The organism is Sporosarcina ureae (assembly GCF_002082015.1).
GTDB lineage: Bacteria > Bacillota > Bacilli > Bacillales_A > Planococcaceae > Sporosarcina > Sporosarcina ureae_A.
In genome coordinates this window covers 809,192-825,742 of sequence record NZ_CP015109.1, presented here as the reverse complement: position 1 = coordinate 825,742, position 16,551 = coordinate 809,192, and the positions used below count along the sequence as shown (strand labels likewise).

At 40.3% G+C, this 16,551-nt stretch carries 16 protein-coding genes; 8 read left to right on the top strand and 8 right to left on the bottom strand.

From position 1 onward, the window contains the following. Positions 1-113: 113 nt before the first annotated feature. The 4 genes from SporoP17a_RS04045 to SporoP17a_RS04030 form a co-directional block, all read right to left on the bottom strand. Entirely contained in the window at positions 114-317 is a 204-nt protein-coding gene (locus SporoP17a_RS04045) for a hypothetical protein (protein ID WP_029055155.1), read from the bottom strand. A gap of 252 nt (positions 318-569) precedes the next feature. After that, the gene (locus SporoP17a_RS04040; RefSeq protein WP_083032784.1) at positions 570-1,505 is read right to left on the bottom strand and encodes a TRM11 family SAM-dependent methyltransferase; all 936 of its coding nucleotides are present in this window, start codon (positions 1,503-1,505) and stop codon (positions 570-572) included. Continuing rightward, positions 1,505-1,957 (bottom strand): hypothetical protein, encoded by a 453-nt coding sequence (locus SporoP17a_RS04035; RefSeq protein ID WP_083032781.1) that lies wholly within the window; start codon positions 1,955-1,957, stop codon positions 1,505-1,507. The genes SporoP17a_RS04040 and SporoP17a_RS04035 overlap by 1 nt, the downstream gene beginning before the upstream one ends. A 5-nt stretch (positions 1,958-1,962) precedes the next feature. Further along, positions 1,963-2,895 carry a cation diffusion facilitator family transporter gene (locus tag SporoP17a_RS04030; protein ID WP_083032778.1) on the bottom strand — a complete coding sequence of 311 codons (933 nt, stop codon included), beginning with the start codon at positions 2,893-2,895 and terminating at the stop codon, positions 1,963-1,965. A gap of 306 nt (positions 2,896-3,201) precedes the next feature. Here SporoP17a_RS04030 and argH point away from each other — a divergent pair, with 306 nt between their 5' ends. Continuing rightward, a complete protein-coding gene (gene argH / locus SporoP17a_RS04025; protein WP_208859810.1) occupies positions 3,202-4,527 on the top strand; it encodes an argininosuccinate lyase in 1,326 nt (441 codons plus the stop codon). A 51-nt stretch (positions 4,528-4,578) separates the two neighbouring features. Here argH and brnQ read toward each other — a convergent pair whose 3' ends face one another. Both brnQ and SporoP17a_RS04015 read right to left on the bottom strand, forming a co-directional pair. Continuing rightward, positions 4,579-5,898, bottom strand: a complete 1,320-nt coding sequence (gene brnQ, locus SporoP17a_RS04020) for a branched-chain amino acid transport system II carrier protein (RefSeq protein WP_083032775.1) — start codon at positions 5,896-5,898, stop codon at positions 4,579-4,581. A 111-nt stretch (positions 5,899-6,009) separates the two neighbouring features. Beyond that, complete coding sequence (locus SporoP17a_RS04015) at positions 6,010-6,789, bottom strand: enoyl-ACP reductase FabI (protein WP_083032772.1); 780 nt, start codon at positions 6,787-6,789, stop codon at positions 6,010-6,012. A 200-nt stretch (positions 6,790-6,989) separates the two neighbouring features. On the opposite strand from SporoP17a_RS04015, the gene argC reads away from it, so the two are divergent. The 5 genes from argC (at position 6,990) to SporoP17a_RS03990 (ending at position 12,905) form a co-directional block, all read left to right on the top strand. Next, positions 6,990-8,024, top strand: a complete 1,035-nt coding sequence (gene argC, locus SporoP17a_RS04010) for an N-acetyl-gamma-glutamyl-phosphate reductase (RefSeq protein WP_167693374.1) — start codon at positions 6,990-6,992, stop codon at positions 8,022-8,024. A gap of 41 nt (positions 8,025-8,065) precedes the next feature. Further along, on the top strand, positions 8,066-9,289 hold the full coding sequence (gene argJ / locus SporoP17a_RS04005; protein WP_083032766.1) for a bifunctional glutamate N-acetyltransferase/amino-acid acetyltransferase ArgJ: 1,224 nt from the start codon (positions 8,066-8,068) through the stop codon (positions 9,287-9,289). Continuing rightward, positions 9,252-10,031: an acetylglutamate kinase gene (gene argB / locus SporoP17a_RS04000; RefSeq protein ID WP_083032763.1), complete on the top strand. Its 780-nt coding sequence runs from the start codon at positions 9,252-9,254 to the stop codon at positions 10,029-10,031. The genes argJ and argB overlap by 38 nt, the downstream gene beginning before the upstream one ends. Then, the gene (locus SporoP17a_RS03995) at positions 10,028-11,158 is read left to right on the top strand and encodes an acetylornithine transaminase (protein ID WP_083032760.1); all 1,131 of its coding nucleotides are present in this window, start codon (positions 10,028-10,030) and stop codon (positions 11,156-11,158) included. The genes argB and SporoP17a_RS03995 overlap by 4 nt, the downstream gene beginning before the upstream one ends. 205 nt (positions 11,159-11,363) lie before the next feature. Further along, complete coding sequence (locus SporoP17a_RS03990) at positions 11,364-12,905, top strand: S-layer homology domain-containing protein (protein ID WP_083032758.1); 1,542 nt, start codon at positions 11,364-11,366, stop codon at positions 12,903-12,905. A 299-nt stretch (positions 12,906-13,204) separates the two neighbouring features. On the opposite strand, the gene SporoP17a_RS03985 is transcribed toward SporoP17a_RS03990, so the two are convergent. Both SporoP17a_RS03985 and SporoP17a_RS03980 read right to left on the bottom strand, forming a co-directional pair. Next, positions 13,205-13,657: a putative periplasmic lipoprotein gene (locus SporoP17a_RS03985; protein WP_083032756.1), complete on the bottom strand. Its 453-nt coding sequence runs from the start codon at positions 13,655-13,657 to the stop codon at positions 13,205-13,207. A 196-nt stretch (positions 13,658-13,853) separates the two neighbouring features. Further along, complete coding sequence (locus SporoP17a_RS03980; RefSeq protein WP_208859827.1) at positions 13,854-14,828, bottom strand: DMT family transporter; 975 nt, start codon at positions 14,826-14,828, stop codon at positions 13,854-13,856. A gap of 130 nt (positions 14,829-14,958) precedes the next feature. Between SporoP17a_RS03980 and SporoP17a_RS03975 the strand changes: the two genes are divergently transcribed. Both SporoP17a_RS03975 and SporoP17a_RS03970 read left to right on the top strand, forming a co-directional pair. Beyond that, positions 14,959-15,849 carry a LysR family transcriptional regulator gene (locus SporoP17a_RS03975; RefSeq protein ID WP_083032751.1) on the top strand — a complete coding sequence of 297 codons (891 nt, stop codon included), beginning with the start codon at positions 14,959-14,961 and terminating at the stop codon, positions 15,847-15,849. Between the two features lie 68 nt (positions 15,850-15,917). Then, positions 15,918-16,475 (top strand): DUF420 domain-containing protein, encoded by a 558-nt coding sequence (locus SporoP17a_RS03970; RefSeq protein WP_083032748.1) that lies wholly within the window; start codon positions 15,918-15,920, stop codon positions 16,473-16,475. Positions 16,476-16,551 lie beyond the last annotated feature (76 nt).

The following is a 16,551-nucleotide window of genomic DNA, read 5'->3' as shown; positions in this document are numbered from 1 at the left end:
AATTCATATTATCTTCGTACTTATTTAAGTATACGTTCAAATTCAAGTTCAAGATCATTACAGCCCTATCTTCAGTAAACAACACTAAGTATCGCTCACTCCTTTTCAATCTGTTATAAAAACAAAGAAGGAGAGCTGATTCCCGCTAGAATAATTAACAAAGACACCGATGCAATGATTGCAGGCTTCATAAATGCCGGCTCTTCTTTCACCAACTCCTTGATCGCGTAAATTATCGAAATAACAAAAACGAACGGCCAGACAAACCATGTCCATAGATAAAGAACACTTAAAAGTTTCATGATGCTAATAAACATAAACTTCACTCCTCATAAAAGAATAAGAGCTCACTAGTAAAAACGAATGGTGTGATAAATAAATGCTCTTTCACTTTTGTTTCCCCTATTTTACAAAATTCACACTTTTCATCATGAGATATATAATAAAATTATTTGTGATTCATTAATGTAACAAGCATGGAGGAGTATGTAAGTATGAATAAACCAATTGCTACACTAAAACAGACAATAAAAAAAACGAGTGAGAGAAGAATCCTCACTCGTCTTTCATTATTTACATAGCACTACTTCACGCGAAAACGTACCTTTACGTGCGAGACAACGATCGGCTATCTCAAATCCGGCAATTTCGAGCATTTCATCCATATTCTCAATCGTGATGATTAAGCAGGTTTTCGCAAACCGACGAGCTTCTTTCAAAATTTCGAGTTGGCCTTCTGCTGTAATATGCGTAAATAAATTATATGGCATATCAATAATCGCAACGTCATACTCTTCATCGACTTCAGAGATTGGACCTATTGCCACTTGGCCTTCCAAACCGAAATAGTCAATATTTTTTCGTGAACCATAGACGACAAGTGGATTAATATCACGACCTTCAATTGGGATTCCCATAGATAGTGCTTCAACAAGGACAGTTCCGATTCCACAGCAAGGATCGATGACGCGTTTTCCTTCAGGATGCGGAACTGCGATATTGACGGCAGCTCTGGCTAAACGTGTACCAAGTGCAGTGGAATACATATGTGGCTTTTGCTGGTGTACATGCCAATCAGAAGAACTATAAAGTAAAATCCCGGCATACCAGTGATCATCCAATTGCATGATGCCGATTAACACTTCAGGATCATCCAACTCTGGCTCGCCTTTGATCCGCAATCCAATTGTACGCTCTATTTTACGACGATCATCATGACCGATTTTAGCTGTTCTGGCAAGTGTCATATCGTTCAAGCAGACTGTCTTAAATAATTGATCCATCTCCAACTCAGAAGCTCTGTCCACTAGCAATTCTAAACTGTCTGCATCCAGTATGACTTCGAGTCGAGTTTGTATAAACGGACTTCGTGACGGATCAACGCCAATTTCGCTTACGATCACATTATCTTCTACGTCATGACCGAAAAAAGCACGCATTTCCATTCGGCATAATTCCTCTTCATCACGGTGCCGAATATACGTATAAATATAATGCGAGGCCATTAGTTGTTTGCTCTCATTTCATGCAAATCGCCAAGTACTTCATACAAAAGTTGTAATGCATCCTGGATGGACATCGTCTCGTCAAAACCTTTCAGGGAATCAAATGGAACATTCAACTCCCAGAAACCTTCATTGTCAGAAAACGAAATGCTAAAACCGTTGAGTTCGTGCTGAAGTTTTTCCTCGATAAATGCACGAATCGTGTCGCCTTCCTTTTTCTTGCCCTGTAATCCAAATAACGCCATATACGTTTTGAAAATATCATCTACTTCAAGTGCAAGCGAATCCACTTGGATCTCATCAAAGTCAGGTGACTCGACGAAAATAAATTCAGCTATATTAGATTTCAAATAAGAGATGGGTTGCTGTAAAAAATGTTCATCTGCGAAACGTACTGTTTCCTCTGTTTCCTTTACACATACTTCTAGTGTATTGATCGTTACTGTACTCATTTTATTCACTCCTCGTTAGTAAGTATACCGGATTGTTTTTCGGGATACCACGGATTTAAGTGAATTAACACTTCATCGACGTCTTCATTTCTTGCCATGATCAAATTACGTAATCTACTTGAAATAATATGGCCTTGTTGCACGGTTAAATCTCCATCGACTGCGATGCGAATATCGACCAATACATAGTGGCCATGTTCTCTGGCGCGCAAACGGTCAATTCGTTTTACCTCTGGAATTGATTGAATCAATTCTTCAAATGCGATTAATCGATCATCATCAACACTTTTTTCCATTAATATATCAATACTATCTTTACCGATTTCCACCGCAATTTTAAATACAAAAATGGATACAATAATTCCCGCGATAGGATCACCGTACGAGAGCAACAGCCAATCATAGGCATCCCCTATTAATGCAAGTCCAATTCCGACCACTGCGGCAAGTGAGGCATAAACATCAGCCAAATGGTCATAAGCCGTGGCAATTAAGGCTTTACTGCTTTCAGCTGTTCCTACACGTATTGTATAAATATAGAGCACGTATTTCCAAACTAACGATACAATTGCTGTGAGTAATGCAATTTTACTGGCTGTTGCTGGTTCTGCGAACAACGCTTTCGCTGCTTCAACAGCAATATAAATGGAAGCCAAACCTAAAATAATTGCTACGATACTTGAGCCAATTACCTCTGCTTTACCGTGCCCATACGGATGATCTTCATCAGCGGGTCGTTTTGAAATCTGCATGGATGTCAACGCAGCGGCAGAAGCGACCACGTCACTGGCATTGTTGAAACCATCTGCGAGTAAAACCGGACTTCTGAAAATAAACCCAACGACTAATTTTAATATGGTTAGTACGATATTGCTAATTAAACTAATCCAAATTGCTAAGACAGAAGATGTAGAGTGTTCATTGATACGAGTTGTCATAAAAGTTTCCCCCCTCTAACAGTGTTGCCCTTAAACAACAAAAAAACCTCGCTAATTTTGGGCGAGGTCATAAAAAATTTTAATTGTTGGATGGGCGTACAGTTTGTCATTGTCATCACTCATTTGTTTGTAGTTCAATCATTATCTCATAAATGCACAGTTTAAACAAGGAATCGCAATAGCACTTACAGTAGAAAAATGTCTTCTACTGTGTCAAAATAAGAGAATAGAAAAAGTGCAAGAAAGTACCAATCATGATCAGCATGCGCAAATAAGCATAAAAATACAATTCGAGAGGTTTGATGAATGATGAAGCTTTGGGGCGGACGTTTTAGTAGTAAAGCAGATGAGATCATGGAGAAGTTCAATAGTTCTTTACCCGTTGATTATCGTTTATATAGAGAGGATATTGCAGGTAGTATCGCACACGTAACGATGCAAGTTCATTCGGATTTATTGTCACCGGAGGAAGGTGAATTGCTAGTGAACGGCTTGCAGTCAATTTTAGCAGATATTGAATCTGGCGAACTACAAATTGAAGGCAATTACGAAGATATTCACTCATTCATTGAAATGAACTTGACGGAGCGAGTAGGGGAGACAGGTAAGAAATTACATACGGCCCGTAGTCGAAATGATCAAGTAGCTGTCGATATGAGACAGTATGCGAGAAATCAAGCATCTGTCGTCATGGATGCATTGCAAGTTCTAATTGATTCACTTGAAGCAAAAGGAAAAGCAAACAATGTTATTATGCCGGGTTACACACATTTGCAACGCGCGCAAGTCGTCACTTTCGGCCACCATTTGGGTGCTTATGCACAAATGTTCAAACGAGATAAAAAACGTGTGCAAAACGCGGCTGAGCTCTTAAATGAAAACCCTCTTGGCTGTGGGGCGCTTGCCGGCACAACACATGATATTGATCGTCAAGTGACTACAGCATTGCTAGGGTTCGATAAGCCGGTAGATAACTTCCTTGACGGAGTCAGTGATCGCGATTACTTAGTAGAATTAATGTCCGACTTCTCACTCATTATGATGCATATGAGCCGTTTAAGTGAAGAATTAATTCTTTGGAGTAGCCAAGAGTTCCGTTTTATCACCATATCAGATGCCTATTCAACAGGAAGTAGCATCATGCCACAAAAGAAAAATCCGGATGCAGCCGAACTGATCCGTGGTAAAACAGGACGTGTATATGGGTCTCTATTCGCTTTACTGACTACGTTAAAAGGGTTGCCATTAACATATAACAAAGACATGCAAGAAGACAAAGAGCAATTCTTTGATGCACTGGATACAGTTCTTGATTGCTTGGAAATCATGTCTAAAATGATCGACACTCTACAAGTACATGCTGAGCAAATGAAAGCCGCAATTAAAGGTGGATTCCTGAATGCTACAGAAGTGGCGGACTATTTAGTTGCAAAAGGTACGCCGTTCCGTGATGCGCATGAAACCGTTGGAAAAATCATTATTTATTGTGAACAGGAAAACAAAGCAATTGAAGACCTGACAGTGGGGGAACTTAAAAAGTTTAGCGACCATATCGAAGACGACATTTACGAATATATCGATTATGAATCCATTATTACAAAAGGTAATAAAGGATTGATGAAGGGACAGTAATATAACTTGATAAAAAATAAGTAAAAGCCTGCGGATGTCCGCAGGCTTTTACTATTCAACGCGAGGCTTACCTTGAGCAGAAGCGACAATAAAACCTATTGCGCCAAACACTATGGCAGGCAAAATCCAACCGACACCTTGCTCGTATAATGGCAAAAATTCCAATATATGTTTAACCGGTACCAGGTCGATATTAAATGCACGTAACACATCAAAAAATCCAATTAGACCCGCTGCCAATAAACCGTAACTATACACCTCATGATAACCTTTGAAAAACGGGTGTAACAATCTGAAGGTTATTAGTACGATAGCAAGTGGGTATACACCTACTAGTATAGGAATCGTCACTGCAAGCAACTGCGTGAGACCGACATTCGCAACGATCGTTGAAAACAAACAAATAATAAACACGAATGCTTTATAAGAGATTTTCGGTGCAACTTTAGAGAGATAAGTAGCACTAGCAGTCGTCAAACCAACAGAAGTTGTTAAACAAGCTAGTGTGACTGCAAGCCCGAGTAAGTATAATCCATTATTCCCCATTAAAGCATAGGCAAGTTTGGCTAAAATGTCTCCGCCGTTCGTTGCGCCTTCTGCTACAGAGCGGCTCGTCATCCCTAGGTAGGCTAATCCAGCATAGACAAAACTTAACCCGATCACTGCGATAGATCCTGCTTTCATTGTAATAACAGTAATTGCTCTTCTATCAGTAATACCTTTCGCTTTTACGGCATTAATGACGATAATGGCGAAGACGAGCGCAGCCATTGCGTCCATTGTTCCATACCCTTCGATAAAACCTTTGAAAAAATAATCTTCTGCATAAGATCCTTGCGGTGCGCCCGCTTCACCGACTGGTTTGATAATACCAGTCACGACGATAAGCGTGACGATAGCTAGCAATATGGGAGTTAAAATACTTCCGAAACGATCAACTAGTTTATTTGGCTTAAATGAAAGCCAAATCGTCACTGCAAAAAACACAATGGAAAAGAGCGCCAATGCCAACCTAGAATACGAATCCGGTACAAATGGAGAAACGGCAATTTCGAATGAGACAGTCGCTGTACGCGGAACACCGAAGAATGGCCCAAGTGCTAAATAAATAACTAATGGAAAAATCATGGCGAATAAAGGAGATGCTTTTCCAGCTAAATCACTTAATTGATTGCCACTCATAGTCACTGCAATTACGCCGAGATAAGGAAGACCTACTCCTGTTATTAAAAAGCCAGCTAGCGTAATCCATGTTTGTGTTCCTGCTAGTTGGCCTAGTAGCGGTGGAAAAATCATATTTCCTGCACCGAAAAAGAGCGCGAACATCGTCAGCCCTAATTTGAACGTATCAAATTTTGTAAATTGATTCATTTGAACTTCCTCCTGAGGTACTCTGAAAAGTATATGTATTGAGACAATTAATTGTATTATAGTGAAAAGAGCTCATAAAAAAGGATTCTCCTAAGAGAATCCTTCAGAAGATTACCCCATAATGTGGTAGCCGGCATCTACATAGATGACTTCACCTGTCACGCCACTCGATAAATTACTTAACATTGCCACTGTCATATCTGAAACCTCTTCAGGTTTGACATTACGTTTTAGTGGCGCACGCTCCTCAATTTGACTGAGGATAGTATTAAAGGAAGGAACGCCTTTTGCGGATAATGTACGAACTGCTCCAGCAGAGATTGCATTGACGCGAATATTTTGTTCACCTAGCTCCGATGCCAAGTAGCGTACAGAAGCTTCAAGAGCAGCTTTTGCAACACCCATTACGTTATAGCCTTCAAGAACTCGCTCTGCCCCTAAATAACTCATCGTAATGATTGCTCCGCCTTCTGTCATATAATGACGGGCTTCACGTGCTGCTGCTACCAATGAATAGGCACTGGAATCTTGTGCGAATGCATATCCATCACGAGTCGTTTCTACAAATGGATTATGCAAGTCTTGTTGATGGGCAAACGCGATAGAGTGAACTACGCCATGAATTACACCAACTTGTTCGCCAATCGATTTGAAAGCCTGCTCGATGCTTTCATCACTATTGACATCACATTGTACAATTTGTGTAGCTGTAAATTCACTTTTAGCTAACGCTTTTTCTAATTTATCACGGGAGCGATCTTTACGGTAGGTGAAAATGACATTCGCACCAACTGAGAATAATGCTCTTGCAACTCCCCAACCAATACTACGTTCATTTGCCACACCCATAATGACAATATTTTTACCCGATAATTTTAATAAATCTACCATAATAGCCTCCTGAAAGTTTCTAATTCATTTGATCATATTATACACTCCATAATAATAACATATAGTGAAGAGGAAGTTATAGATTTTCTATTAAGAAAGGAAAGAGAATTTGTAAATTGACTGTTAATAAATAAAAATACAGTTGACTTTATAATTATACATACGTATACTTATCATTAATGAATAAAGAGGTGATAGCGTTGAAGGTTGGAATCGTAGGAGCGTCTGGATACGGTGGCCTAGAATTGATACGGTTGCTACAAAACCATCCGGAAATTGAACAAATTGATTTATTCACATCCTCAGAAGTGGGGACGGTCTTTTCTCAAAAATATCCACATCTCGTGAATATTCACGATCGGCCGATGAAGGCTATAGAACCAGAACATATTAGCAAGCTGGACACAGTGTTTTTCAGTACACCAGCTGGTGTTACAACTACACTACTTCCTCCATTGGTGGGCGCAGGTGCTAAATTGATTGACTTATCAGGAGATTTTAGATTGAAAGATCAAGGGACTTTTGAGCACTGGTATCAAAAGGATGCACCGCCAATTGAACATTTGGAGAAAAGTGTATACGGACTTCCCGAATGGAATAAACAGGATATTGCCGATGCGGAAGTCATTGCGAATCCAGGGTGTTACCCGACAGCAGTTCTTCTTTCTTTACTTCCGTTACTGAAAAACAGACTAATTGACGGTAGCCAATTGATCATTGATGCGAAAAGTGGTATATCGGGTGCAGGTAATAAACCGAGCCAAGCGACTCATTTCAGTGAAACAAATGAAAACTTCTCTATATACAAAATTCATCAGCATCAGCATATACCAGAAATTGAACAAGCAATGAATACATTTGCCGATCAGCCGGAACCAATTATGTTCACTACACATCTTGTTCCTATGACGAGGGGCATCATGACAACGAGCTATGCAAAAGTGAATGGACAAGTAACGGAAGAACAACTTATAAATTGCTTGCAAGAAACTTATAAAGATAGTCCGTTCGTTCGTATTATGACAGACGTGCAAAAGGTCAGTACGAAACAGGTATATGGCTCCAACTATTGCGATATCCATGTCAAGGTAGATCCACGAACAAATAAGGCAACGATTATAGCAGTTATTGATAATGTGGTGAAAGGTGCCGCTGGACAAGCTATACAAAACATGAATATTCAATATGGTCTAAATGAAAAAACAGGAATCGATGTTATTCCATTATGGATTTAACTAATTAATTTGGAAACGAGAACTAGAGGGGGAGCACTACTATGGAAACTATCGAAAGTATGAAGCGCATCTCGCGTAAAAACATTATTTCACCAAAAGGATTCAAGGCAGTCGGCATTCACTGTGGGCTAAAGCATAAGAAAAATGATTTAGCTTTATTAGTCAGCGAAGTGCCAGCGAGTGTTGCGGGTGTCTTCACAACGAATGTAATCCAGGCAGCTCCACTTCAAGTTACAAAAAAAGTTGTTTATGAAACACAAAAAATGCAAGCGGTTGTCATTAACTCTGGTAACGCGAATGCATGCACAGGAAAGCAAGGGATGCATGACGCAGTAACTATGCAACAAAAGACTGCAGAGCATTTAGGTATTGATTCCAATCTTGTAGGAATTGCCTCAACGGGTGTGATTGGTGAACAAATGAATATGGTTCCTTTACTATCTGGTATTGAAAAACTTCAACCGATGGACACGTTAGAAGGCTCCATTCAATTTTCACAAGCAATTTTAACAACAGATACCGTAACAAAAAATACTGCCTACGCAACGGTGATCGATGATCGTGAAGTAGTGGTAGCAGGTGTCGCAAAAGGTTCAGGAATGATCGAACCGAATATGGCGACAATGCTTGGCTTCATCACAACCGATGCCAATATTGAATCTGAACATTTACAAACAGCACTTAAAGAGATTACGGATGTAACTTTTAACTCCATTACAGTAGACGGTGATACGTCAACAAATGATATGGTTCTCGTCATGGCAAACGGAATGGCGAGTAACCACTCATTAACTCCGGATCATCCCGAATGGCAATCTTTCGTCGATGCATTGCATGCCGTATCTCGTGATTTGGCGAAAATGATCGCTAAAGACGGAGAAGGTGCTACCAAATTGATCGAAGCGAAAGTGACAGGTGCAGTTTCGGATGGACAAGCGCGTCAAATCGCAAAATCTGTTGTCGGTTCACCGCTTGTCAAGACGGCAGTATTTGGCTGTGATGCGAACTGGGGAAGAATTATTGCTGCAGTTGGATATAGCGGGGCCACAATAGATCCTGAAGATATCAAAATCTATATTGGTGACACTGTAGTAGTAGAAGGCGGGGAACCTATTCCGTTTTCAGAAGAGAAATTGTTAATTTACCTTAAACAACATGAAGTCAAATTTGCAATAGAATTAAACCAAGGAACTGGACAGGGAATGGCATGGGGGTGCGATCTTACTTATGACTACGTTCAAATCAACGCAACATACCGCACGTAAACGACAGGTTATCAAACTAGGCGGCAGTATGCTAGACGAATTAAGCGATAGTTTTTTCCAAGGTGTGAAGAAATTACAGCAAGATGGTGTTCAAGTAATTATTGTTCATGGTGGGGGACCAAATATTAATCAAGAGCTTGAGAATCGCGGTGTCGCTTCGACTGTAGTTAAGGGGTTCCGTGTTACATCTGCTGAAGCGATCGGGATCGTTCAGTCAATCATGATTGGCCAAGTAAATCCAGCGCTCGTTCATCGTTTCAATCAAGAAGAGATCAAAGCGGTTGGGTTAAGTGGATTCGATACGAACTTATTTACGTGTGATGTACTTGATTTTGATACGTATGGTTATGTGGGAGAAATTAAAACAGTGAAAACAGAGATCTTGGACGCATTATTGGATGCAGGCATTGTTCCTGTAATCTCGTGTATTGGTGCAACTGCTTCTGGGGATCCATTGAACGTTAACGCGGATACAGTCGCTAGTCAAATTGCATTAGCTGTTGAGGCAGAAAGTTTATTATTGGTGACAGATACATCTGGAATCCGGATTCAAGACCAACCTCAGACAGAAGTGGTACCTCAAGCAATTTATCGCTGGATTAAAACAGAAGATATCTACGGAGGAATGATTCCGAAAGTAATGGCGGCCATCGATTGTCTAGAAGCGGGCATTCCATCAGTACAGATCGTCTGTCAAAAATTAAATGGCACGGTCATTACCAATGAGGAGGCAATCGCGTGACGTATTTATTCAATAACTATGCAAGACGTGCGGTACATCTCGTAAAAGGACAAGGTACCGTAGTAACTGACGATAAGGGAAAGGATTATTTAGACTTTACTAGCGGCATCGCAGTCGTCAGTTTAGGTCACGCTCATCCTGCCATCGTTAAAACATTGCAAGAACAAAGTGAAAAGCTATGGCATATTTCCAATTTATTTGAAAGTCCAGAACAGGAAAAACTTGCTGAATCATTAACGAAAGATACGGATCTATCGTATGCATTATTTTGTAACAGTGGTGCTGAAGCGAATGAAGCAGCAATTAAGCTAGCGCGTAAACATACAGGCAAGCATCATATCTTATCGTTCAAACAGTCATTCCATGGGCGAACATTCGGTGCGATGGCGGCTACGGGTCAGGATAAAATCCAACAAGGATTTGGCCCAATGCTTGGAAGTTTCGAAGCTTTACCGTTTAATGATATCGAAGCTTTGAAACAGGCAACTAACGAGAATGTAGCTGCTATCATGCTAGAAGTCATCCAAGCGGAAGGTGGAGTGAATTCTATCGAACCTGCTTTTGCTGAAGCAGTTATGGCTGCCTGTAATGAACATCATATTCTTCTTATTATCGACGAAGTACAGACAGGAATCGGGCGTACAGGGACACGCTATGCCTACGAGCAGACTGCACTAAAACCCGATATTATTTCTCTTGCTAAAGGTCTTGGTGGCGGTTTTCCGATCGGAGCCATGCTAGCTGGCGAAGAGCTATTCGATACATTCGGCCCGGGCTCACATGGTACAACGTTCGGTGGTAACCCATTAGCCGTATCAGTTGCTCAAACAGTAATTGATCATGTATTTGATCCTGCATTTTTAAAGGTTGTTGAAGAAAAAGGTACGTATTTGAAACAACAACTCCAAGCAGAACTACCTAAAGATAAATACTCGATTCGTGGTAATGGCTTATTAGTTGGAATTCATTCGAATAAAGAAATGGCTTCATTCATCCAAGAGGCCGAAAAACAAGGATTACTCCTAGTACCTGCCGGGACGAATGTCATCCGTCTATTACCACCATTAACAGTCACAAATGAAGAAATCGATCAAGCAGTTTCGATTTTAAAGAACATCTTAACGTAATAACGAATTGAATTAAGGTAGTCAGCGAACTGCTATTCAGTTAACAAAAGATCTCTCTGAAGTGTCAACACTTCAAGGGAGATCTCTTTTTTGCATGAATATAAGTTAAGTGCAGTCACACTTATTTGAATTTTTTCTATACAAAAAATTGTCGCTCAGGTATAGTTAAGGAAAAACTACCTATAGAAATGGAAGTGTCCTAAACTTGAAAAAGATCTGTGCAATAGTGCTAACGATGATGTTAGTCCTATATGCAATCCCTACTACCTCACATGCCACCGTCTTCCAAGACGTACGTCAACAGCATTCGGCTGCTGATGAAATACATTATCTAGTAGAAAAAGGAATTATCATAGAAAAGCCAAACACCAAGTACCGGGTAAACGAACCGATCACACGGCTCGAAGCGTCAGGAATGATTCAACGCGCACTGAAAATCCCTGTAGATAATAGACCTGATGCCAAGCTGTCGGACGTAAAGTTATCTCATCCGCACTACGCACTCATCGCCACAATGGTTGATGAAGGTATTTTCATGGGTAACGAGAATAAAGAATTTCAACCGTATGGTAATTTAAAACGTGGGCAAATGGCAGCGGTATTCGTTCGCGCATTCAATCTGACGGGTAAATCTACGTATCGATTCCGTGATGTGCCTGCAACGTATTGGGGTTTATCTGATATACAAAAGTTATCTGTAAATGCTATTACGACAGGGTATTTGGATAATACGTTTAAGCCGAATCAAACATTAACTCGTGGACATTTTGCAGTATTTCTTGCCCGAATTCTTGAGCCTGATTTTAGAGAGCAACCCGCTTGTTATCAACCGAATAACACACCAGTGCAAACAGTAAATGTTCCCGTTACAACACTTTGGAAAGAACCAGCCAAGTCGCGCACAGTAGACGCGTATGCGACAAACAAATTGCCTGACATTACGAAATGGGTTACTGCAATGAGTTTACGTGAAAAGCAATGGCTAGTAGGGAAACTAGAAACGCAAGCACTATACGGTCAAACAGTCAAAGTCCTGCAAACAAAAGGAGACTGGGTTCAGGTAATAGTAGTGGATCAAAGCTCTCCAAAAAACGCAGCAGGTTATCCGGGATGGATGTTGAAGAGTCATTTAACGACTGTGTATCCTAACTACGTAACATGTGACACGGCCATGGTATCGAAGAGATCAGCCACACTTACGATGGATAAAAACGGAGAGCAACCTTACCGCTCAATAAGTTTCAACACGACATTGCCGGTCATGGAAGTTATGGATAATAAAATCGCAGTCCAAACACCTGCCGACGGAGTGAAGTACGTAGACAGAAGCGCAGTGAAGATAGTAGGAGCAGATGGTGTCATGCCGAAGCCCACAACACAACAAATCATGGATACAGCCAAGCTCTTTGACGGATTAACGTATCTATGGGCAGGTACTTCAGGATTTGGACTGGATTGTTCAGGATTCACTTACTCAGTCTACCGACAACACGGTATTGATATACCGCGTGATGCTTCTGTGCAAGCATTGAACGGAACGTTGATAAAGAAGAATGATCTACAACCCGGTGACTTGATGTTCTTTGCCTATAATAAAGGAAAAGGGATCATTCACCATGTAGGAATGTATGCAGGGAATGGTCAAATGATCCACGCACCAAACCCTAAGCGTACTGTAGAAATCATTCCGATGACAGTGGAACCGTATAAGTCAGAATATGTGTCAGCCAGAAGATATATAAAATAAAGAGGTTGGGATATAACTATCTCACCCCGTTTCCCTGCACTCCGAAAGGCACGCTTTCCGAGGGGCGTGGCTTGAGCCAAGCGAACAACGTAGGGTTCGCTTGGCCGTATTTCTGTGTACTTTGCAGAAATTAAGGCACCTGTCCAGGGTCTCAAGACGCACGCTGATCCCTCAGGAGTCGGCCTTTCTCCGTTCCGGTACACTCTGTTATTCTAAAAAAATTTTTACTGATAAGAACAGAAAAAAACGTAAAGGACATTCCCCTTACGTTTTTTCTGTTCTGTCCCAACCTCTTTATTTTACAAATTACCTTCATACAATACGTGATCGTCATTCAAATCAATAATTTTTAAATGATTATCGTCTTTGATGAAAATACTTTTGTATACTTCTTGTCCGCTTTTATTTTCATACAGAACGATTCGTTTGTTTTGATTATCCACTTCTACTTGAGCCGTTAACTCGTCCATCGGTATATGTTCTTCCAATATTTCAGCTTCTTCATGTTCTAACAAGTTAGTATTAGAAGGTTCGTATGGAGCATTCGGTTCTTCACCAGGCATTTCTTCAGGTGCCTCTTCTGATGTTTCTTCCGTGTCAGTAGGTTCAGTCACTTCAGGTTCTGCCGGTTCTTCCTCAGGTTCGATTTCATCAACCGAAATGTCCTCATCTTCTACAGGTTTTGCTTCCTGATTGCTACCACACGCAGCCAAAAAAACAGCGAGGGCGGGTAAAAGCCACCATTTCTTCATCGACAATCACTCCTGTTCGTTTTATTTAATGTGCTAATAGTATAAAAGCTTGACCAAGATTAAGCAATTGACTCGATTTTTCCATGTTCATCTGTAAGTAAATGGAAAAACGGATTAAAAATACAGCCACATTCGAAATTCTTGGAATGTGGCTGTGTTTTTTAGTTCATTTAAAATAGTAGATTTTTCAGGTTCATTATACACTAGGTTGCGCATTATGTTCTTTATATTGATGTACTTCGTCGTTGCGCTTCTGTTGTATACGAAGGAATATATTATTACCTAATAGCGCTGCAATAATAAATACTGTACCAATGTAATCGAAAATGGTTAACTGATACCCTTGTATATATGAAATGACTAGTGTAGTCACTGGCACGAAATTAATAAATAGTAAACCGTTCAATGGAGATAGGATGCGTACACCAACATTCCAACCTACTAACGCAATAATGCCCGGGAATGCGATCATAAACAACATATGTGGTGTTACGACTTGCAAAGTTTCCACAGTTGGAACCGAAATATAGCCTGTCAATGTTACGAAAAATACCACTATACAAGCAGTGAATGTACCAAGTAGACAGCTCAATGTAGAATAACGTAATGCAGACCATTCACTAAAGCGATTGCCGCCCATTGTATAAATCACCCAGCCGATTACTGCAATGAAGATGAGAAGTGAAGGTACAATATCATCGGTTGCTGTCAAAAAAGTGCGTAAGTCACCTTTTGTGATCACAAGCATCACACCGACAAATGCCGTAAATACACAAGTGAGCGTGAAGCCGTGTGGTTTATGTCTACTAATCATCCAGACAATAACAATAGAAATCATCGGCATCATGGCCTCTGAAATGGACGCTACCATCGTTCCGGGTTGTCCCATTAAATCTTGACCCCAGAAAATAAAAAGATTATAGACAACGAATGCCATCGTCCCGAAGAACCAAAGAGATAAACCTCTTTTTTCAAATCGAAACGCCTGTGTTCCTTCTTTAAACCATAGTATGATGACGAGTAGAAGTGTTACCGATACATAACGGATTAATGTGAAATAAAAAGGATCAATATTTTTGAACGCGCTATTGGCAACTGGGAACATTGCACCCCATGACACACTGGCTATAAAGCACAGAAACGCTCCCCAAATAATTTTGTTTTTCAACAGCCCCAACCTCCTTGAAGTACTACTCCTATTAAACACTATATTGGAAATCACGTAAAACGAATAATAATGATGACTACTATCGATTTTAGTGATACCATATAGATAAGGGAATATTACTAGGAGGATATACATGGAATTTAAAGACTTGGAGATATTCCAGGTTGTCGCAGAAAAAGGAACCATCACAGCGGCAGCTAAAGAATTACGCTATGTACAGTCCAATATTACGTCTCGAATACAAAAGCTCGAAGCGGAATTAAAAACGCCTTTATTTAATCGTCATAACCGAGGAATGATCTTAACGCCTGAAGGGAAACGCCTTCTTATTTACAGCGAGAAGATTTTATCGCTAACAAATGAAATGAGGAAAGTGGTGCAGAATGACAAAGAACCTTCAGGAAAGCTGGAACTAGGTTCGGTAGAAACGGTGATCAAATTGCCGATTATTCTGTCAAGATATAATAAAAAATATAAACAAGTCGATATTTCACTATTGACGGGTGTAACGGAAGGATTGCAATTTAAGGTTCTAAATCATCAACTTGATGGAGCGTTTATATCAGGAGGTACGACGCATCCCGATCTAGCCGTACATGATGTGCTTGAAGAAGAGCTCGTGTTACTTTCGAGTAAACCGTTCCAATCGATTGAAGACATTAAAGATGAGCCGATCCTTTGTTTTAGAAAGGGCTGTGGTTATCGAGCTCGCTTAGAGTCATGGCTTGAAGATGAGCAATTCAAGCCGACGAAAATGATGGAGTTCGGAACATTGGAGACGATTCTCGGCAGTGTGGCGGCAGGATTAGGTGTGACATTCGTTCCAAGATCAACTGTTTCTCATTTATTAGATCAAGGGTTAGTCTATTGCTATCATCTGCCGCCCAAGTACAGCCAAATTAAAACGGTTTTTGTACGACGCGCAGATTCTTATTTGACACCGACCATTGCCAAATTTATAAAAGTAATTAATGAATTCAGAGAAGAAACGGAAGAGCAATTTCAAAAATCGACACAATTATGACCTGCGTAACATGTTACGTATGGTACGATATAGGGTAGTTATGAATATAGGATTAGGAGTGCTACTAGATGAACTATACGAATCAAACAACACCGCCTGCAAATTTCAAAAAACGGAATTACCGTCCGGCGATTATCATCATCTCTGTCATTCTCATTGGTGCGATAGGTATCTTGGCAGGCATGCCAGGTGTAGAGAATTTCACAGCATTTGATATTACAATCTTGCCTCTATTGAATGCCATATTTAACAGTTTCACTTTTGTTTTTCTTGTTTGTGCATTAGTCGCGATTTTGAAGAAAAATGTCAAACTGCATGAACGTTTTATCTATGCAGCGTTTGGGACAACCGCTTTATTTTTAGTGACATATGTCACATATCACTTTTTATCAGAGTCCACGCCGTTTGGCGGTAGTGGTTTCTTGGCAGGATTCTACTACTTCATCTTGTTCTCACACATCGTGTTAGCCGCTGCGATCGTTCCGCTCGCGCTAACAAGTGTCGCAAGAGCATGGAATATGGAAATCCCGCGTCACCGAAAAATTGCTCGTTGGACGATGCCTATATGGTTATATGTTAGCTTTACAGGAGTCCTTGTGTATATATTGATTTCACCTTATTATTAAGTGACCAGATAAATAGCGTAGGGCATCAGTCAAAAGAAAGGGAATGACTGATGCTCTTTTTTACAATACTTTAAAC